The 17,046-nt window shown below is 71.5% G+C and carries 17 protein-coding genes; 11 read left to right on the forward strand and 6 right to left on the reverse strand.

Features of this window, described 5'->3' with window-relative positions; all coding sequences use genetic code 11:
- The first annotated feature begins 5 nt into the window (after window positions 1–5).
- The 3 genes from aroH to ACIBZJ_RS19345 all read left to right on the forward strand — a co-directional run bounded on the left by aroH (window position 6) and on the right by ACIBZJ_RS19345 (window position 1,829).
- Entirely contained in the window at window positions 6–368 is a 363-nt protein-coding gene (gene aroH / locus ACIBZJ_RS19335; protein ID WP_395931341.1) for a chorismate mutase, read from the forward strand.
- Window positions 365–1,072, forward strand: coding sequence for a TVP38/TMEM64 family protein (locus ACIBZJ_RS19340; protein WP_395931343.1), 708 nt, complete (start codon window positions 365–367; stop codon window positions 1,070–1,072). Before aroH ends, ACIBZJ_RS19340 begins: the two co-directional genes overlap by 4 nt.
- A gap of 112 nt (window positions 1,073–1,184) precedes the next feature.
- Window positions 1,185–1,829 carry a class I SAM-dependent methyltransferase gene (locus ACIBZJ_RS19345; RefSeq protein ID WP_395931345.1) on the forward strand — a complete coding sequence of 215 codons (645 nt, stop codon included), beginning with the start codon at window positions 1,185–1,187 and terminating at the stop codon, window positions 1,827–1,829.
- Window positions 1,830–1,838: 9 nt separating this feature from the next.
- Here the strand turns inward: ACIBZJ_RS19345 and ACIBZJ_RS19350 are convergent, their stop codons facing one another.
- Window positions 1,839–2,885, reverse strand: a complete 1,047-nt coding sequence (locus ACIBZJ_RS19350; RefSeq protein WP_395931347.1) for an alpha/beta fold hydrolase — start codon at window positions 2,883–2,885, stop codon at window positions 1,839–1,841.
- Window positions 2,882–3,361 carry an NUDIX domain-containing protein gene (locus ACIBZJ_RS19355; protein ID WP_395931349.1) on the reverse strand — a complete coding sequence of 160 codons (480 nt, stop codon included), beginning with the start codon at window positions 3,359–3,361 and terminating at the stop codon, window positions 2,882–2,884. Before ACIBZJ_RS19355 ends, ACIBZJ_RS19350 begins: the two co-directional genes overlap by 4 nt.
- Window positions 3,362–3,533: 172 nt before the next feature.
- Here ACIBZJ_RS19355 and ACIBZJ_RS19360 point away from each other — a divergent pair, with 172 nt between their 5' ends.
- From ACIBZJ_RS19360 to ACIBZJ_RS19380, 5 genes are read left to right on the forward strand one after another with little or no spacing between them, the layout of a single operon-like run.
- Window positions 3,534–4,529: a LacI family DNA-binding transcriptional regulator gene (locus ACIBZJ_RS19360; protein ID WP_395931351.1), complete on the forward strand. Its 996-nt coding sequence runs from the start codon at window positions 3,534–3,536 to the stop codon at window positions 4,527–4,529.
- A gap of 18 nt (window positions 4,530–4,547) precedes the next feature.
- A complete protein-coding gene (locus ACIBZJ_RS19365) occupies window positions 4,548–5,897 on the forward strand; it encodes an extracellular solute-binding protein (protein WP_395931353.1) in 1,350 nt (449 codons plus the stop codon).
- Between the two features lie 13 nt (window positions 5,898–5,910).
- Window positions 5,911–6,813 (forward strand): carbohydrate ABC transporter permease, encoded by a 903-nt coding sequence (locus ACIBZJ_RS19370; protein ID WP_395931355.1) that lies wholly within the window; start codon window positions 5,911–5,913, stop codon window positions 6,811–6,813.
- A 2-nt stretch (window positions 6,814–6,815) separates the two neighbouring features.
- Complete coding sequence (locus tag ACIBZJ_RS19375) at window positions 6,816–7,694, forward strand: carbohydrate ABC transporter permease (RefSeq protein ID WP_395931357.1); 879 nt, start codon at window positions 6,816–6,818, stop codon at window positions 7,692–7,694.
- Complete coding sequence (locus ACIBZJ_RS19380; protein ID WP_395931359.1) at window positions 7,691–9,196, forward strand: alpha-N-arabinofuranosidase; 1,506 nt, start codon at window positions 7,691–7,693, stop codon at window positions 9,194–9,196. Before ACIBZJ_RS19375 ends, ACIBZJ_RS19380 begins: the two co-directional genes overlap by 4 nt.
- On the opposite strand, the gene ACIBZJ_RS19385 is transcribed toward ACIBZJ_RS19380, so the two are convergent.
- From ACIBZJ_RS19385 to ACIBZJ_RS19400, 4 genes are read right to left on the reverse strand one after another with little or no spacing between them, the layout of a single operon-like run.
- Window positions 9,190–10,509 (reverse strand): AAA domain-containing protein, encoded by a 1,320-nt coding sequence (locus tag ACIBZJ_RS19385; RefSeq protein ID WP_395932277.1) that lies wholly within the window; start codon window positions 10,507–10,509, stop codon window positions 9,190–9,192. The genes ACIBZJ_RS19380 and ACIBZJ_RS19385 overlap by 7 nt on opposite strands.
- The gene (locus tag ACIBZJ_RS19390; RefSeq protein ID WP_395931361.1) at window positions 10,500–11,933 is read right to left on the reverse strand and encodes a hypothetical protein; all 1,434 of its coding nucleotides are present in this window, start codon (window positions 11,931–11,933) and stop codon (window positions 10,500–10,502) included. Before ACIBZJ_RS19390 ends, ACIBZJ_RS19385 begins: the two co-directional genes overlap by 10 nt.
- Window positions 11,930–13,045, reverse strand: coding sequence for a hypothetical protein (locus tag ACIBZJ_RS19395; protein ID WP_395931363.1), 1,116 nt, complete (start codon window positions 13,043–13,045; stop codon window positions 11,930–11,932). The genes ACIBZJ_RS19390 and ACIBZJ_RS19395 overlap by 4 nt, the downstream gene beginning before the upstream one ends.
- The gene (locus ACIBZJ_RS19400) at window positions 13,045–13,902 is read right to left on the reverse strand and encodes a hypothetical protein (protein WP_395931365.1); all 858 of its coding nucleotides are present in this window, start codon (window positions 13,900–13,902) and stop codon (window positions 13,045–13,047) included. Before ACIBZJ_RS19400 ends, ACIBZJ_RS19395 begins: the two co-directional genes overlap by 1 nt.
- Window positions 13,903–14,207: 305 nt before the next feature.
- Here ACIBZJ_RS19400 and cmk point away from each other — a divergent pair, with 305 nt between their 5' ends.
- The 3 genes from cmk (at window position 14,208) to ACIBZJ_RS19415 (ending at window position 17,041) form a co-directional block, all read left to right on the forward strand.
- A complete protein-coding gene (cmk, locus tag ACIBZJ_RS19405; protein ID WP_395931367.1) occupies window positions 14,208–14,927 on the forward strand; it encodes a (d)CMP kinase in 720 nt (239 codons plus the stop codon).
- A gap of 88 nt (window positions 14,928–15,015) precedes the next feature.
- Window positions 15,016–16,431 (forward strand): ribosome biogenesis GTPase Der, encoded by a 1,416-nt coding sequence (gene der, locus ACIBZJ_RS19410; RefSeq protein ID WP_395931369.1) that lies wholly within the window; start codon window positions 15,016–15,018, stop codon window positions 16,429–16,431.
- A 13-nt stretch (window positions 16,432–16,444) separates the two neighbouring features.
- Entirely contained in the window at window positions 16,445–17,041 is a 597-nt protein-coding gene (locus ACIBZJ_RS19415; protein ID WP_395931370.1) for a sulfite oxidase-like oxidoreductase, read from the forward strand.
- Window positions 17,042–17,046 lie beyond the last annotated feature (5 nt).

The following is a 17,046-nucleotide window of genomic DNA, read 5'->3' on the forward strand; positions in this document are numbered from 1 at the left end:
CCGGGGTGGCGGTCAGAGCACTTCGCGGAGCGATCCAGGTCGACGAGAACACGCGCGACGCGATTCTCGAGGGCACGACCGAACTGATCAAAGCGGTCATGCACCGCAACGCGATCACGCCCGACGACCTGATCAGCGTCATCTTCACGGCGACGCCCGACCTCGACGCCGAGTTCCCGGCATACGCCGCGCGGCTGCTCGGATTCACCGACGTCCCGCTGCTGTGCACGACCGAGATCGGGGTACCCGGGGCGATGCCCCGGGTGCTCCGCATCATGGCGCACGCCGAGGTCGACCGGCCCCGCGCCGACCTGCACCACGTGTACCTACGAGGCGCCGCGGCGCTGCGGAGGGACCTGCCTCAGTGATCTCCCCGGTGGTCCGAGCGGTGGCGCTCGGCGTTCTGCTGATCGTCCTGGTGGGGTTCCTGCTCACCTACGGCGTGCCTGAGCCGTCGGCTCTCCGCTCTTTCGTGGCGGACGCCGGCCCGTGGACGCCCATCGGGGTGGCCGCGGTCGCGGTGGTGACGTCGGTGGTGATGGCGCCGCGCGGCGTGCCGGCGTTGCTGGCCGGGCTGCTGCTGCCGCCGGTGGTAGCGGTGGGCGCCGCGTTGTGCGGCATCGTGATCGGCGCGTCGGTGGCGTTCCTGCTCGGGCGCTGGCTCGGGCGTCCGTTCCTGGCCGGGCGGACGCAGGCGGCGGGGCCGGACGCGCGGCTGACGCGGCTGCAGTCGTGGCTCGACCGGGACGGGACGCGCGCCGTGGTCTATGCGCGGATCCTGCCGGTGTTTCCGTTCGGGTTGTTGAACTACCTGTTCGGGGCGACGACCGTGAAGATGCTGCCGTTCGTGCTGGGAACCGCGGCCGCGATCGTGCCCAGCACGACGGCGTACGTGCTGGTCGGGGCATCGGCGAGCCATCCGGGGTCGCCCGCGTTCCTGTTGTCGGTCGGGCTGGTCGCACTGGTCGGAGCGCTGGGGCTGGCACACGCCTGGTGGTCGCGGCACCGAGCGCGCCGAGCGTCCGTGGCCGCGTCACCCGAGCGCGTTCTGGCCCTCACCGCCGCCGAGTAGAGCCGGGTGGCCGGTTCGGGCCATCGCACGGAGATGGCCGGTTCTCGGGACGCGGCGGGTGGTCGTCGCTGCGTACAACTGGGATATCCGATCGAGTGATATCGCAGGAGTCATGATGCTGTTGAACCGCGCCTTCGCGGCGGTTTACGACCCGTTTCTCGCGCTCGGCGAGAAGCGGACGATGGGACGGCAGCGGGCCGAACTGCTCGCGACCGCCAAGGGTGACGTGCTGGAACTCGGCGCGGGCACCGGGCTCAACCTCGGCCACTACCCGGAGAAGCTCACCACGCTGACCGTGTCCGAGCCGGACGCCGCGATGCGGGCCCGGCTGCAGCGGCGGGCCGGACGGGTCCGGACGAGCTACCCGGTGACGGTGTCGCCGGACCGCGCCGAGGCGCTGTCGTTCCCGGACGCCGCGTTCGACGCGGTCGTGTCGACGCTGGTGCTGTGCACGGTTCAGGATCCGGCCGCGACGCTGACCGAGGTGCGGCGGGTGCTGCGGCCGGGCGGGCGGTTGCTGCTGATCGAGCACGTCAGCGCGCCGGCCGGGAGTCGGCTGGCCCGGTGGCAGCGCCGCTCGGCCCGGCCGTGGAAGGCGTTCGCGGGTGGCTGCCGGTGCGACCAGGGGACGGTCCGGCTCCTGACCGACGCCGGGTTCAGCGTCGCCGCGCTGAAGGAGGAGACCTGGACCGGGATGCCGAAGATCGTGGCGCCGCTGGTGGTCGGGTCGATCGGGGACGACGTCTGGGCGTGCTGAGCGCCCCGCTCAGATCAGGCCGAGGCGAATCGCGGTGGCCGCCGCCGCCGCCCGCGACGGCTGGCCGAGCTTGCGGCGGATGTTGGCGACGTGCCGGTGCACGGTGTGGGTGCTGAGCACGAGTTCGGCCGCGATCTCGGCGTCGCTCCGCCCGGCGGCGACCTCCCGGAGGATCTCGCGTTCCCGCTCGGTGAGGGCCGTGCTGTCTCCGGACGGCGACGGCTCGGCCCCCGGGACGTCGGCGGCCAGGAACGGCAGCAGCGCGCCGAGCACCGGGGCGGAGTCGCCGAGCCAGGGCGGATGGATGTTGCCGTCCAGGGGCACCAGGCGAGCACCGGGAATCGCCGCGGCGACCTCGCGGCCCAGTTCGAACGGGATCGCGCGGTCGCCGCGCCGGTGCAGCACCAGCGTCGGAGCCCGGATCGCGCCGAGCACGTCCCGGATGTCGACGTCGTAGACCGCGGCCAGCACCGCTGCCGCGGTCTCGCCGTCGGAGGCGTCTCGCTGGAGCCGCACGAACCCCTCGCGCACCGACGCGTCCACGCCCGGCATCCAGACGTCGGCCAGCACGCGCGATCCGGCGCCCCAGTGCGCGCGGATCGTCGCCAGGATCGCGGCCCGCAGCGCCTCCGGTGCGGTGCGCGCGCCGTCCGCGTAGCCGCCGGAGATCGCCAGCCGGGTGATTCGCCCGGGGTGCGCGGCGGAGTAGCAGAGCGCGGCACACGCGCCGATCGAGAACCCGAACAGCGCGGTCTCCGCCAGCCCGAGGCCGTCGATGACCGCCGACAGCACCGCGGTGTCGTTCGGGACGCTCGGCGCCAGCGCCCCGGTCAGCGCGGGACGATCGGACAGCCCGCAGCCGAGCCGGTCGTACCGGATCACCCGGTGCGTGCGGGCCAGCGCACCGAGGAACGCCCGGAACTCCGGCCCCTCCCAGTCGCGCTCCAGATGGCTGATCCACGGCGTCGGCAGTACGAGCGGTGGGCCGCTGCCGACCTCGGCGTACGCGACCCGGCCGCCGGGCGCGGCCACGAAGCCGATCTGCTGGTCGGTCACTCGAGTGCCTCGGCCAGCCGGTCCAGGAACGTGACCTGGGCCTTGATCAGCTTCTCGCGTGCGGTGTCCAGATCGAACCACTCCACCCGGTCGAGTTCCGGGAACTCCTGCATGCGGCCGGAGCGCGGTGGCCACTCGGTCGTGAACGTGCCGGGTACGACGTCGTCGGGGGAGAGGTCACCCTCGATCGCCCACACCGTCACGACCTTGCCGCTGGACTGCTTCACGTCGCCGAGCGGCAGCAGCGCGCCGTCCGGCGCGGGCAGGCCGAGCTCTTCCAGGAACTCCCGCCGGGCCGCCGCCTCGGGCGTCTCGTCGCCTTCGTACTCGCCCTTCGGTACCGACCAGGCCGCGGCGTCCTTGCGGGCCCAGAACGGGCCGCCCATGTGCCCGAGCAGCACCTCCGGCCGCCCACCGCTCGTCCGGTACACCAGCAGTCCGGCACTTCGCTTCGGCGTCGAGCGCGGTGAGGGCATGCCCGAACGCTAGCCCGGAACTCGCGTCCGTACGGGCACGTCGTCGGGGGCGGAGCCGCTTCGGACGAGCGGCGTGATCCTTGACACGTCCGGCGCATTGGCCCCATCCTGCCTTACGCGAACGTTCGCCTAGAGGATGTTTGCGGTCACATGCGCGAAATGAGGTGACCCCGTGTACGTCTCGTTGAAAGACGTGGCCGAGCGCGCCGGGGTCAGCTTCCAGACCGCCAGCAAGGTCCTCAACGGAAATTCCGCAGTCGTCTCCGCGGCCACCCGCGAGCGAATCCTCGATGCGGCCCGCGAACTCGGGTACGTCCCGAACGCGCTCGCCCGCGGCCTCGTGCGCCGCGACTCGCTCACCGTCGGTATCCTCGCCGACGACTTCTCCGACGTCGCGCTCTCCCGGTTCGTCGTCGCCGCCCAGCAGGCGATCGAGCGAGAGGGCCACGCCGCGCTGGTGACCACGACCGGTCCCGGGCGCCAGGAACCGCTGCGGACCCTGCAGGAACACCGCGTCAGCGGCGTCCTCGTCATCGCCCCGAGCCTGGAGGGCGACGTCGGCATCGGCGAGTACCTCCGCGGACCGCTGCCGGCCGTGACGCTCAACCACATCCCCGGCGGCGGCGTCCCCGCCGTCGGGTCCGACCACCGGCAGACCGGAGTGCTCGCGGCCGAGCACCTGCTGGCCCTCGGCCACCGGGCGATCGGCACGATCACCGGCCCGACCGGCCGCCGCGTCGTGGTCAGCCGTCTCGACGGCTTCCGGGCGACGCTCGCCGCGTCCGGGGTCGAGCTTCCCGGCCACCGGATCCACCCGACCGGCTGGGAGGCCCGCGACGCCGCCGAGGCCACCCATCATTTGCTGGACGCCGATCCGTCGATCACCGCGGTCTTCGTGCACAACGACAACATGGCGTTCGGTGTGCTGTCCGCGCTCCGCACCCGCGGAATCCCGGTGCCGGCCCGGCTGTCGATCGTCGGCTGCGACGACGCGCCGCTGGCCGAGTTCGCGGCACCACCGCTGACGACGGTCCGGGTGCCGTTCGAGGCGACCGGTGCGCGCGCCGCCGCGCTGCTCCTCGCCCGCATCCGGGGTGAACCCACCGACCGCAAGAACCTGCTCCCGGTCGAACTCGTCGTCCGCGAATCCACTGCCCCGCCTGCCTGACCCCCGGGAAGGACAAAGATGACCTCTCCGCCACGTTTCTCCCGACCCTCTCCCTTATCCCGACGAGCTCTGCTCCGCGGTGCCGCCGGCGTCGGAGCTCTGGCCGCGCTCAGCGGCTGCGGCTCGGTACTCGACGGGCTGTCGACCGCCGGCGAATCCGCCGACACGCTGCAGTACTGGGACCTGTTCGGCGGCGGGGACGGCGTCCGCATGCAGTCGATGCTGGACACCTACCGGAAGCAGAACCCGGGCATCACGTTGAAGGGCACCACGTTCAACTGGGGCAACCCGTACTACACGAAGCTGTCGCTGGCGACGGTCGGGAACAAGCCGCCGGACGTGGCGGTCGCCCACCTGACCCGGGCCAAGTCGATGGTCGAGGGTGACCTGCTGCAGGAGCTGACTCCGGACGCCTTGGAGCGGGCCGGCCTGTCCGCCGACAAGTTCAACAGCAAGGTCTGGCAGGCCGGTCTGGTCGACGGCAAGTCGTACGTGATCCCCCTCGACACGCACCCGTTCGTGATGTTCTACAACACCGAGATCTGCAAGCGGGCCGGCCTGCTCGGCGCCGACAACCTGCTCAAGCCGATCAAGGGCGAAGCGGCCTTCATGGACGCCATGAAGAAGGCGAAGACCGCCAGCGGAGGGTACGCCGGCGCGATCGCGCTCGGCTCCGAGGTCGTGACGGCCTGGCGCGCGTTCCAATCGCTCTACTCCCAGCTCGGCGGTCAGATCCTGGCCGACAACGGCACGAAGGTCGTGCTCGACGACGCGAAGGCGCTACGGACGCTGACGTTCCTGCGTGGGCTGACCAAGAGCGGCCTGTTCCCCGAGGCGACCGACTACCAGGGCTCGATCGCCGACTTCGCGGCCGGCCGGACCGCGTTCCTCTTCCAGGGGGAGTGGGAGATCACGACGTTCCAGACGGCGAAGACACCGTTCTCGATGACGTTGTTCCCGCACGTTTTCGACGAAGGCCCGTACGCCGTGCAGGCCGACTCGCACACGCTCGTCGTCCCCAAGAGCCCGAAGCTGACGCCGGCCCGGCTCGACCGGGCGCTGAAGTTCGTCCGCAACCTGCTCGACCAGAGCAAGACCTGGGCCGAGGGGGGCCACATCCCGGCCTGGCTGCCGTACCGCGACAGCGCCGAATACCAGTCCCTGCAGCCGCAGGCCCAGTACGCGGCGGCGGCCGACAGCGCGGCCTACGACCCGGCGGGCTGGTACTCCGGCTCCGGGTCGAACTTCGAGACCGTCACCGGCTCCGCGGTCGGCGCCACGATGGCGGGCCTCACCGAGGCCGGGCAGGCGCTCGACGACATGCGCACCAAGCTCGACAACCTCGCCGCCACCGCCTCGCCGATCTGACCGGGAGTCAACGATGACCACACCCGCGACGCGGCCGGGCCGCGCCCCCGGGCAGGGGCGTTCCGCCGCTGCCTTCCTCGCCCCGTTCCTCCTCCTGTACGTCCTGTTCATCGTCGGGCCCGCCCTCTACGGCCTGCTGATGAGCTTCTTCGACACGTCGATGGTGAAGTCGGGTCTGTCGACCTTCGCCGGTCTGCAGAACTATGTGGACGCGTTGGGCAGCTCGGACTTCTGGTCGTCGCTGTGGCACACCGTGTGGTTCACGATCCTGACCACACCGCCGCTCGTGATCATCGCGCTGGCGCTGGCCCTGCTCGCGAACCGGGTCGGACGCGGCCAGTGGTTCTACCGGCTGGCGTTCTTCCTGCCCTACGTGCTGCCGTCCGCGGTCGTCGCGCTGATCTTCATGTGGATCCTGTCGCCCGGTATCGGGCTGCTGGACACCTCGCTCGGAAAGATCGGGATCACACCGCCGAACTGGCTCGGCGACGAGAACTGGGCGATGCCGGCGCTGGCGTTCACCACGGTCTGGTGGACGATCGGCTTCAACTTCGTGCTCTATCTGGCCGGTCTCCAGGAGATCCCGCGGGACTTGTACGAGGCGGCCGCGCTGGACGGCGCGACCCCGTGGCAGCAGATCCGCCACGTCACGATCCCGCTGCTCGGCCGCACGACGACGCTGGTGGCGGTGTTGCAGGTCATCGCGTCGCTGAAGGTGTTCGACCAGATGTACATCATGACGTCCGGCGGACCGAACTACTCCACCCGGTCGCTGCTCGAGTACGTCTACGACGAGAGCTTCACGAATTACCGGGTCGGCTTCTCCTCCGCGGTGTCGATGTTGTTCTTCGTCGTCGTGCTCGCGGTGTCGGTGGTCTGGTTCCGGCTCGTCCGTTCGCAGCAGAAGGAGGTCTGATCATGGCTACCGAGACGCTGGCGCCTCCTCTGCGGGCCCGCGTGGTCACGGTGGAAACCGTCGATCGGCGGGTCGCGATCTTCAACCGCGTCTGCATCGGGGTGTTGATCGCGTTCGCGCTGCTGTGGCTGGTGCCGATCCTGTGGGCGCTGGACACCGCGATGAAGCCGAACGCCGAGACCGTCAACACCACGTGGTGGATCGAGAACCCGACGTTCGCCGCCTTCGGGCGGGTCTTCACCGACACCGACATGCTGCGGTGGTGGGCGTCGACGTTCATCGCGTCGGCGCTGTCGACGGTGCTGACCGTGGTGACCGCGAGCCTGGCCGCGTTCGCGCTGTCCCGGATGCGGTTCCGGTACCGGAACCTGGTGTTCTGGTTCATCCTCGCCGGCATCATGGTGCCGTCGCAGGTGCTGATGGTGCCGCAGTTCCGCGAGTTCCAGTCGCTGGGCCTGCTGAACACGTTCTGGGCCGTCGCGCTGCCGCAGGCGCCCACCGCGATCGCGGTCTTCATCTTCAAGCAGTTCTTCGACGGGTTGCCCGCCGACCTCGAGGAAGCGGCCCGCGTCGACGGCGCTTCGTTCTTCCGGATCTACCGGCAGATCGTGCTGCCGCTCTCCCGGCCGGCGGTCGCGGCGGTCGCGATCTTCTCGTTCGTCTGGGCGTGGAACAGCCTGTTGTGGCCGCTGCTGGTGCTGACGAATCCGGACCTGATGACGATCCCGGTGGGGCTGGCGACCGTGCAGGGCGCGTTCGGCATCCGGTACGCCGACACGATGGCCACCGCGGTACTGGGCGCGGTGCCGCTGGTCGCGCTGTTCCTGCTGTTCCAGCGCAACATCGTCGAGGGCATCGCGGGGACGGGGATCAAGGGATGATCAGGGCGTCGTTGTCGCTGGACCCGGCCTTCACGATCGGGGACGTCGATCCGCGGCTGTTCGGGTCGTTCGTCGAGCACATGGGGCGGTGCGTCTACACCGGCATCTACGAGCCGGGCCATCCGTCGGCGGACTCGGACGGCTTCCGCACCGACGTGCAGGAGCTGGCCCGTGAGCTCGGGGTTCCGCTGATCCGGTATCCCGGCGGGAACTTCGTGTCCGGGTACAAGTGGGAGGACGGGATCGGGCCGTCCGCCGACCGGCCCACCCGGCTCGATCTGGCCTGGCGCTCGCTGGAGACGAACCAGGTCGGCGTCGACGAGTTCGTGCCCTGGGCGTCGGGTCTCGGGGCCGAGACGATGATGGCGGTCAACCTGGGGACGCGGGGGATCGACGCGGCCCGGGACCTGATCGAGTACTGCAACATCCCGGGCGGCACGTACTGGTCGGATCTGCGCCGGAAGAACGGATCTCCCGACCCGTACGGGATTCGCACCTGGTGCCTCGGCAACGAGATGGACGGGCCCTGGCAGATCGGCCACAAGACCGCCTACGAGTACGGGCGGCTGGCGTCGGAGACCGCGAAGGCGATGCGGCTGGTCGACCCGTCGATCGAGCTGGTCGCCTGTGGCAGCTCGAACTCGTCGATGCCGACGTTCGGGTCGTGGGAGGCGACCGTGCTGGCCGAGACGTACGACCAGGTCGACTACGTCTCGATGCACGCGTACTACGAGCAGCGCGGCGACGACCGGGACAGCTTCCTCGCGGCCAGCGTCGACATGGACCGGTTCATCGACGCGGTGGTCGCGACCGCGGACCACGTCCGGGCGGCGCAGCGCAAGAAGAAGCGGATCGACGTCTCGTTCGACGAGTGGAACGTCTGGTACCTGAAGAAGTTCGGGGGAGAGGCGTCGCTGTCGATCGAGGAGGCTCCGCGGCTCATCGAGGACGTCTACTCGGTGACCGACGCGGTCGTCGTCGGGAACATGCTGATCAGCCTGTTGAAGCACGCCGACCGGGTGAAGATCGGGTGCCAGGCCCAGCTGGTGAACGTGATCGCACCGATCCGCGCCGAGCCGGGCGGTCCGGCCTGGAAGCAGTCGACGTTCCACCCGTTCGCGCTGTCGTCGCGATTCGGGCGGGGCACGGTGCTCCGGGCCGAGCCGCGGTCGCCGCTCTACGAGACGAAGTGGCTGGGGGAGGTGCCGCTGCTGGACGCGGTCGCGGTGCAGAACGCGGACGAGGGCCTGTCGGTCTTCGCGGTGAACCGGTCGCAGACGTCGCCGATGGTGGTGGACGTCGACCTGCGGGCCTGGCCCGGCTACCGGGTCGGGTCGCACACCGCGATCGCCGACGACGACCCCGACGCCGTCAACACCGCCGTCGACCCGGACCGCGTGACGCCCCGATCGCTCGACGTGCCGGAGGTCGACGGCGGCCGGGTGGCGCTCGAACTCCCGCCGCTCTCGTGGAACCTGGTGCGTCTCGTGCGGGGTCAGTAGCGCACGGCGTGGGATTCCAGGTGGGCCATCATCGTCTGGTTGGCGGCCCACCCGTCGGGGAACTTGACCGGGTCTCCCAGGTGCACGGGCGCGCTCGACGGGTGGGCGTCCAGCAGGTCGCGGATGCCCGCCCGGGCCACCACGACGCAGGCCTGCCGGTGTCTCGACGCCAGCACGCACAGCCGCCCGGCCTCGAGGTGGAACGCGGTCGCGTCCCGGCGTCCGGACAGGGGGTGCAGGAAGACCGTGACGTCGTACTCCCGGCCCTGGAGCCGGTTCGCGGTGTCGACGGTCACCGGCACGTCCCCGAGGGCGGCCCGGATCGCGGCGACCTGATCGCGGTGGGCGGCCCCCACCGCGATCCGGTCCGGGCCGACCGGGGCCGACGACGTGCCGCTGCGGGCCACCGCACCGCGCTGCAGCAGGCGGGTCGTCACGTCGGCGACGGCCTGGACCGCCTCGGCGTCGGTCCGCATCGTGTGCCGGGCCGGCAGTTCGAGCAGGCCCCAGCCGGACTCCGCGGCGAGCCCCAGCACCCCGTCCAGGGCGTTGCGCCCGAACCGCGGGGTCGTGAACGACAGCTCGCGCTCGCCCGGGCCGGTTCCGGTCCGGAAACCGGTGTACGGGTAGAACGCCGACGCGACCACGTCCTGGGCCGAGTGCGGCAACCGCCACGACACCGGCAGCCGGTGGACGGGCACGTCCGGGTTGTTGCGCAGCAGCACCGACACCGCGCTCTGCATCGGGTCCCACAGCAGGCCACGCCAGCGGTCGTTCTCCACCGTCGAGAACGGATCGAGCTGCCCCGGGTCGCCGACGAACAGCGCCCGCTCGAAGCGGGGGGCCAGCGTCAGCAGCGCGTCCGAACGCATCTGGTAGGCCTCGTCGACGATCGCCCACGGCCAGGTGCGGTCGCGGACGTGGGCCCACTTCGCCGCGGTCGCGATCGTCACCAGCGGGTCGTTCAGATCGGGCAACCCACTGCCCACGACGACGTTGGCCAGCGCGGACAGACGTGGCGGCGCGAGGAAACCGGCCCGCGACAACCGCCCGACGCGTGCGTCCGGGCGCAGTACCGCCAGATCCGGCGCCAGCCGTACGATCAGGTCGTCCACCTGCTCGTTCGTCTGGGCGACGATCATGATCGGCTGCCCGCTGGTGGCCAGTTCCAGGGCGGCCCGCACGACCAGGGTCGACTTTCCGGCGCCGGGTGGCGAGTCGACGACCACGCCCCGGTGCGTACCCGAGACCAGGTCGGCGAGGATCGCGTCGGTCACCTCCGCGGCCGCTACGGCGGGGGCGGTCACTCCCAGACCTCCCCGGCGTCGTCGTCCGACGGCACGTACGGCTCCGGCGGGCCGCCGTGGGTCCACGGTGTCTCGTCCGCGGCCGGGAGCGCCGGTCCGCGAATGGCGGACGCCAGCACGCTGCTGTACGTGATCGCCTCGCCCACCGACGGCAAGACGCCCGGTGCCGGGGTCTTCCCGCGCCCGAAGCCCTTGTCGAGCTCGATCGTGACCAGCCCCGACGTCACGTCGAGTACGCTGCCGCTCTGTTTCGGCCGGGCCGGCGCCGCGACCGTCGTCCCGGGTGCCAGGTGCACCGGGTCGGCGGACTGCACCAGCACCAGCGGACGCGTCACCAGGTTGCCCTTGTCGTTGGTCACCCGCCGGGTGGCGTCCACCGAGAGGACGGTGCCGGCGAACGCCTCCCCGGTGACCCGGTACCCGGCCATCACCAGCGGATCGTCGAACGAGCGGGCCACGTCGTAGGACGCCTGCGCCCGCTCGAGCTGGGCCAGCCGCCGGGCCGCGGCGACCGCGCCGTCACGGCGGGCCTGCGGCAGCCCCTCGGCGGCGAGGTAGGTCGAGAACCCCGCGTACGACGAGCAGTCGGCTTCCCAGCGCGCGGCCACCGACGCACCGGCCGGCAAGGCGGCCAGCAGCGAGACGGCCTTCCACATCAGCCCCCAGGTGGGCTCGAGCTGCGACGCCAGCGCCTTCTCCAGCGCGGACACCGAACCTCCGCGGATCAGCGGCCCGAGCACCTCGTTGTCGAACGTCGGGTCGGTCGTCGGCCCGGCCGGCGGCCACTCGAGCGGGTCCTCGGCCTCCCGTGCCGCCTGGGCGCCCGACAGGCCGACCGGCGGCGCGATCCACCCCAGCAGGGCGGCCAGGTTGTTGTCTTCGAACGCACTCTGCCCGGTGGCCCAGTGCAGCGTCAGCGCCTCGGTCGCGGCCAGCGCGGTCGACGACCCGGGGTGCTCCGACCGCTCCGCGAACCAGGTCAGCCAGCGGCCCAGCACCGGCACCGACGGGTCGACCGGATACGGCCCGGTCACCCGCCGGAACCGCGTCGAACGGCCCAGCAGCCGGACGAACGCCAGCCCGGCCCGGTTCGGCACCAGCAACTGCGGCCCGTCGGCGGCGGTCGGCGACTCCTCGTCCGAGGGCGCCGGCGAAACCGGGAACGACTCCAGGTAGTCCACGAACACCCGCGCCAGCGACGCCGCGAACGCGAACCGCAGCGCCCGGTCTCGCGGCTGCGGCACCACGAGCAGCCGCCCGTCCGACCCGGACGTGCCGATCAGCGCGGCCAGCGGGGCGTTCGCCTCACCGGCCAGCGACAACGGGACGAACACCAGCGGCCGCGCGGACACGTGCACGTGCGCGACGGTCGCGATCGGCTGGGCGACCCCCGCCGCTACGGCGCGAGCTTTGGCGTAAGCGCTGATCACGGGACGGGCACCACCGGTGCCGGCAAAACGCCGGGCCCCGAAACGCCGGGCCCCAGAGCGTCGGTATATACGCGGAAAGCCGAACGCAGGACCTCGGCCGCCTCGGTCTGGTCTTCGGGCACGGCCTGATCGCCGTGGGCGATCCGCAGGACCTCGGCCACCGTTTCCACCCCACCGAGCTGTTCGCGGACGCTCGTGCCGAGCGCATCGGTGCAGCCGGCGGACTCCTCGCGGCAGAAGAACCCGAGCTCACAGCTCGACAGACAGCCCGGGGCATAGCGCGCCTCGAGCGGGCCGAGCGCGGCGCTCAGCGCCGGAGCGGGCTGCCCGAGGTCCAGCGTCAGGCCCGGGGGCAACTGGTCCAGTAGCGTGTCCACCCTGGTCAGACGGCTGAGCTGGTGCTCGAGCACGATCAGCTGCTTGCGGACGTCGACCTTGGTAGCGACCGGACGGTTGGAGAAGTTCTCCGGGCAGACCAGGATCACGTCGGGCGAGACCGCGTCGTCGCCGCGGCCGAGCAGCCGCCGCAGCGCGAGCACGTAGACCGCGGACTGGATCGCCGCCGCGGCGACCTTCCCCGGGTCGGCCTGGCCGTCGATCACCGCGAACGACTTGATCTCGACGACGTGGAACAGACCGTCGTGCTGGAACGCGACCAGGTCGGGCTCGAGGTAGACGTGCTGGCCGGCGACCGGCAGCCGGAGCAGCGGGTGGTCGAACAGCGTCCCCGGCTCGTCGGGGCGGGTCAGCTTCTGCGTGGAGTACGTGTGGCGGACGTCCTGGCTGTCGATGCCGCCGACGTCGTCCAGGTTCGTGTACGCGACCTCGGCCAGGTCGAGCCCGAGCGTCTCGCGGAGCAGCCGCAGCAGCTCGGCGCAGCCGTCGGCCTTCACCTGGGCCTCGAACGCGTTGCCCCGGGTGATCGCGAACGAGGACTGCCCGAACGGTGCCGGGAACCCGACCTGCCGGGCCAGCGCGTCCTTGTCGATGCCCGCGGTGTCGAGGATCGCGCGGCGGGCACAGCCGGGATTGGTGGTCAGCGCGGCGATCGTGCGGGCGTTGTGCCGCTTGGGTGGGGCGTCGCCGCGGAGTTGCGCGAGGCGCGGGTCCATCAGCTCCCTGTCCCTCGTACGGTCTGCAGGCGGCTGCCGAACAGTTGCTGGACGTCGTCGAGTTGCGCCCGGGCCCTCGCCGCGCCGTCTTCCCGGTGGGCGCGGTCGGCGTCGCGGTGGATCGCGAGTTCGGCCTCCGCGGCGGCCGCGACCGCGGCCGGGTCCTGCCTGGCGGGCGCGCCCGGGACGTTGGCCGCGCCCGGGATGTTGCCCGCGAACCGCCACAGCAGCCGGGTCGCGGCCGGCCCGGGGTCGGGAATCCGCTGCAGCTGCTCGGCCAGCCGGGCGGCCGCGGTGAGGAAGTCGACCCGGGGGCTGAGCGGACCGATGATCCGGGTCGCCATCGGCCAGGTCGAGATCGCCAGCAGTCCGCGGGCGGGAGCGAGGAGGTCGTGGGTGAGCGCGGCGCAGAGGTAGTACGGCCGCGCGTGCGGCGCCGACCGGTACGACCGCTCCTCGTCGCGACGCAGGGACGTCAGCCGCGCCGAGGGCACGGGGTCACCGGAGAACGCCTCGTGCACGGCGACTATCAGCCGCGGTGCGGCGGGTGCGCCGAGCAGGGCCAGCGCTTGGTGCACCTGCTCCCGCAACGGCAACAGCGTCGGTACGCCGGCGTCCACTCCCTGGCGGACGCCCCGGGCTTCGTGCCGGCGGGCTTCGGCTTCGGGCTGGTGGGCTTCGTGCGGGTGGGCTTCGTCTTGCAGGGCGTCGAGGGCGTCGTCCCAGGCGGCTTCGGCGGCGCGGAGGTCGGCGCGGAGGGTCCGCGCGTCGGCGCGGTCGCCGCGCATGACCGCCCGCCGCACCTCGGAGCGGAGCTCGTCGATGCGCCGCTCGAGTTCCTCCGCGGACCCACCCATCGTCGGCACCGTAACCGTTCCAGTGATCTCCAGCAATAGCCAGGGTTTGCCGGTGTGTCGCGTGACCACAGATGACCACCGAAGAGACGTCAGCACAGTCTCTTCTCAAGTTTTCCAGTAACATCCAGTATTGAGATCGCGGGTGGGGAATCGGCGCATCGGAGGGGCATGCACCGCCCCCACCCGCTGCACCGGTTCGGAGGTTGGAGCCGGAGCGGGCATGATAGTAGGGGCGTCGGGAGCTTTCGCTCTGCGCCACCGCGCGTGCACACCGCACGCGTCCGGGCGCACGAGGAGGTCAGGCGTTGAGTACACCCGCCGAGGCGGCACACCCGGCAGGAGGCTTCCGGGGCGTGATAGCCGTCGACGGCCCCTCCGGATCGGGTAAATCCAGCGTCTGCCGCGCCGTCGCCCGCCGGCTCGGACTCCGTTATCTCGACACCGGTGCGATGTATCGGGCCGTCACCTGGGCCGCGCTCGACCGGGGTCTCGACCTCGACGACCGGGCGGGCGTCGCGAGGCTCGGCCGCGGGCTCGTGCTCGACGTCGCCACCGACCCGGCGTCGCCCGGCATCCGGGTCGACGGCGTCGACGTCACCGCCGAGATCCGGACGCCGCGGATCTCCGAGTCGGTCAGTGCGATCGCCACGAACCTGGACGTGCGCAGCGATCTGATCGCCCGCCAGCGGGTCATCATCGCCCGCAGCGAGGGTGTCATCGCCGAGGGCCGCGACATCACCACGGTCGTCGCCCCCGACGCCGACGTCCGGCTGCTGCTCACCGCCGACGAGAACGCCCGGATCGCCCGCCGCGCCCGCGAGTTGCACGGCACCGACGACGCCGCCGCGCTCGAGGCCACCCACGCCCAGATCTCCACCCGCGACGCTCGCGACTCGACCGTCGTCGACTTCCTCGTGGCCGCCGACGGGGTGGTGGAAATCGATACGTCCGCGCTGACGTTCGACCAGGTCGTGGCCACCGTTCTGCAGGTCGTGACCGAGACCGCCGGAGCAGGCGTCCGATGAGTGACCACCGGGCGCGGCTCGCGGACGATTACCAGATCACCGACGCCGGTTCGCCGGACGCCGGCCGGAAAGTGGAGACAGAAGTCCGATGAGTGACAACTGGACGCAGCTCGCGGACGAGTACGAGATCACCGACGCCGAGCTCGCCGCGTTCGACGAGGACGGCCCGGACGACGAGGCCCCCGGCTCGCTCCCGGTGCTCGCCGTCGTCGGGCGGCCCAACGTCGGCAAGTCGACGCTGGTCAACCGCATCCTCGGCCGCCGCGAGGCGGTCGTGCAGGACGTCCCCGGCGTCACGCGCGACCGGGTCGCGTACGACGCGAACTGGAACGGGCGCCGGTTCACGCTCGTCGACACCGGCGGCTGGGAGCCCGACGCCCAGGGCCGCGCCGCCGCGATCGCCAACCAGGCCCGCTACGCGATGAGCGTCGCCGATGCCGTCCTGCTCGTCGTCGACGCCCGGGTCGGCATCACCGACACCGACGCCGCCGTCGCCCGGGTGCTGCAGCGCGGCGGGAAGCCGGTCCTCGTGGCGGCCAACAAGGTCGACGACACCAAGGGCGAGGCCGATGTCGCCGAACTCTGGCGGCTCGGCCTCGGCGAGCCCTGGCCGGTCTCGGCGCTGCACGGCCGCGGCTCCGGAGACCTGCTCGACAAGGTTCTCGAGGTGCTGCCGGAGGCGCCCGCCGAAGGCCGGTTCGGCACCGGCGGCCCGCGCCGGGTCGCGCTGGTCGGACGTCCGAACGTCGGCAAGTCGAGCCTGCTCAACGCGCTGACCAAGGAAGACCGCGCGGTCGTCGACTCGGTCGCGGGCACCACGGTCGACCCGGTCGACAGCCTGGTCGAGCTCGGTGACGAGGTCTGGCGGTTCGTCGACACGGCCGGCCTGCGCAAGAAGGTCTCGTTCGCGAGCGGCGCCGAGTACTACGCCAGCCTGCGCACGTCCGCCGCGATCGAGGCCGCCGAGGTCGCGGTCGTGCTGCTCGACGCCAGCGAGCCGCTGTCCGAGCAGGACCAGCGCGTCATCACCGGCGTGGTCGAGGCGGGCCGCGCGCTGGTGATCGCGTTCAACAAGTGGGACCTGATGGACGAAGACCGCCGCGAACTGCTCGACCGGGAGATCGACCGCGACCTGCAGCGGGTCCGCTGGGCTCCGCGGATCAACGTCTCCGCCCGCACCCGGCGCGCGGTCGACAAGCTCGCGCCGATGCTGCACACCGCGCTCGAAGGCTGGGAGCAGCGGATTCCGACCGGCCGGCTGAACTCCTGGCTGGCCGAGCTGGTCGCGGCCCACCCGCACCCGGTGCGCGGCGGCAAGCAGACGCGTATCTTGTTCGCGACCCAGGCCGGCAGCAAGCCGCCCCGGTTCGTCCTGTTCACCACCGGTCCCGTCGACGTGGCCTATCAGCGATACATCGAACGGCGGCTCCGGGAAGACTTCGGCTTCGTGGGCACGCCCATCCAGATCTCGGTCCGGATCAAGGAGAAACGGAAGCGCCGATGAAGGGATTGGGCCGATGAGCATCATCTCTCGGGGTTTCACGGGGCGTCGGCGGCACGACCGCGACCTGCCGCCCGGCCAGTACCTCACCGACGGGTTCCCCGTCCTCACCTACGGCCCCACGCCGAAGGTCGCGCTCGACGACTGGAATTTCGAGATCGTCACCGAGACCGGCACGGTGCACGGCTGGGGCTGGGAGGCCCTTCAAGCGGTCCCGCACGAGACGCCGCACGTCGACATCCACTGCGTCACGAAGTGGTCGAAGCTCGACACCGACTGGGAGGGCGTGTCCCTGGACACGCTCTTCGAGAACGTCGAGACCGAGGCCGAGTACGCGAAGATCTACTCCTACGGCGGGTACACCACGAACCTGCCGCTGGAGGACCTGCTCGACGGCAAGTCCTGGATCGCGTTCGGCTTCGACGGCGAGCCGCTGGAGCCCGAGCACGGTGGCCCGGCCCGGCTGCTGGTCCCGCACCTCTACTTCTGGAAGTCGGCGAAGTGGGTGCGTGGCATCCAGCTGGTGGTCGAAGACGAACCGGGCTTCTGGGAGACCAACGGCTACCACAACTACGGCGACCCCTGGCGCGAGCAGCGCTACGAGGGAGACTGACGGCG

The organism is Cryptosporangium sp. NPDC051539, from assembly GCF_044454545.1.
Classification (GTDB): domain Bacteria; phylum Actinomycetota; class Actinomycetes; order Mycobacteriales; family Cryptosporangiaceae; genus Cryptosporangium.

Excerpts from the sequence above, each read along its gene's own strand:
- ACIBZJ_RS19355 (WP_395931349.1), bottom strand. The coding sequence starts at position 3,361 with ATGCCCTCACCGCGCTCGACGCCGAAGCGAAGTGCCGGACTGCTGGTG.
- ACIBZJ_RS19380 (WP_395931359.1), top strand. The coding sequence starts at position 7,691 with ATGATCAGGGCGTCGTTGTCGCTGGACCCGGCCTTCACGATCGGGGAC.
- ACIBZJ_RS19375 (WP_395931357.1), top strand. The coding sequence starts at position 6,816 with ATGGCTACCGAGACGCTGGCGCCTCCTCTGCGGGCCCGCGTGGTCACG.
- ACIBZJ_RS19395 (WP_395931363.1), bottom strand. The coding sequence starts at position 13,045 with ATGGACCCGCGCCTCGCGCAACTCCGCGGCGACGCCCCACCCAAGCGG.
- ACIBZJ_RS19400 (WP_395931365.1), bottom strand. The coding sequence starts at position 13,902 with ATGGGTGGGTCCGCGGAGGAACTCGAGCGGCGCATCGACGAGCTCCGC.
- ACIBZJ_RS19370 (WP_395931355.1), top strand. The coding sequence starts at position 5,911 with ATGACCACACCCGCGACGCGGCCGGGCCGCGCCCCCGGGCAGGGGCGT.
- ACIBZJ_RS19415 (WP_395931370.1), top strand. The coding sequence starts at position 16,445 with ATGAGCATCATCTCTCGGGGTTTCACGGGGCGTCGGCGGCACGACCGC.
- ACIBZJ_RS19365 (WP_395931353.1), top strand. The coding sequence starts at position 4,548 with ATGACCTCTCCGCCACGTTTCTCCCGACCCTCTCCCTTATCCCGACGA.
- der (WP_395931369.1), top strand. The coding sequence starts at position 15,016 with ATGAGTGACAACTGGACGCAGCTCGCGGACGAGTACGAGATCACCGAC.
- ACIBZJ_RS19345 (WP_395931345.1), top strand. The coding sequence starts at position 1,185 with ATGATGCTGTTGAACCGCGCCTTCGCGGCGGTTTACGACCCGTTTCTC.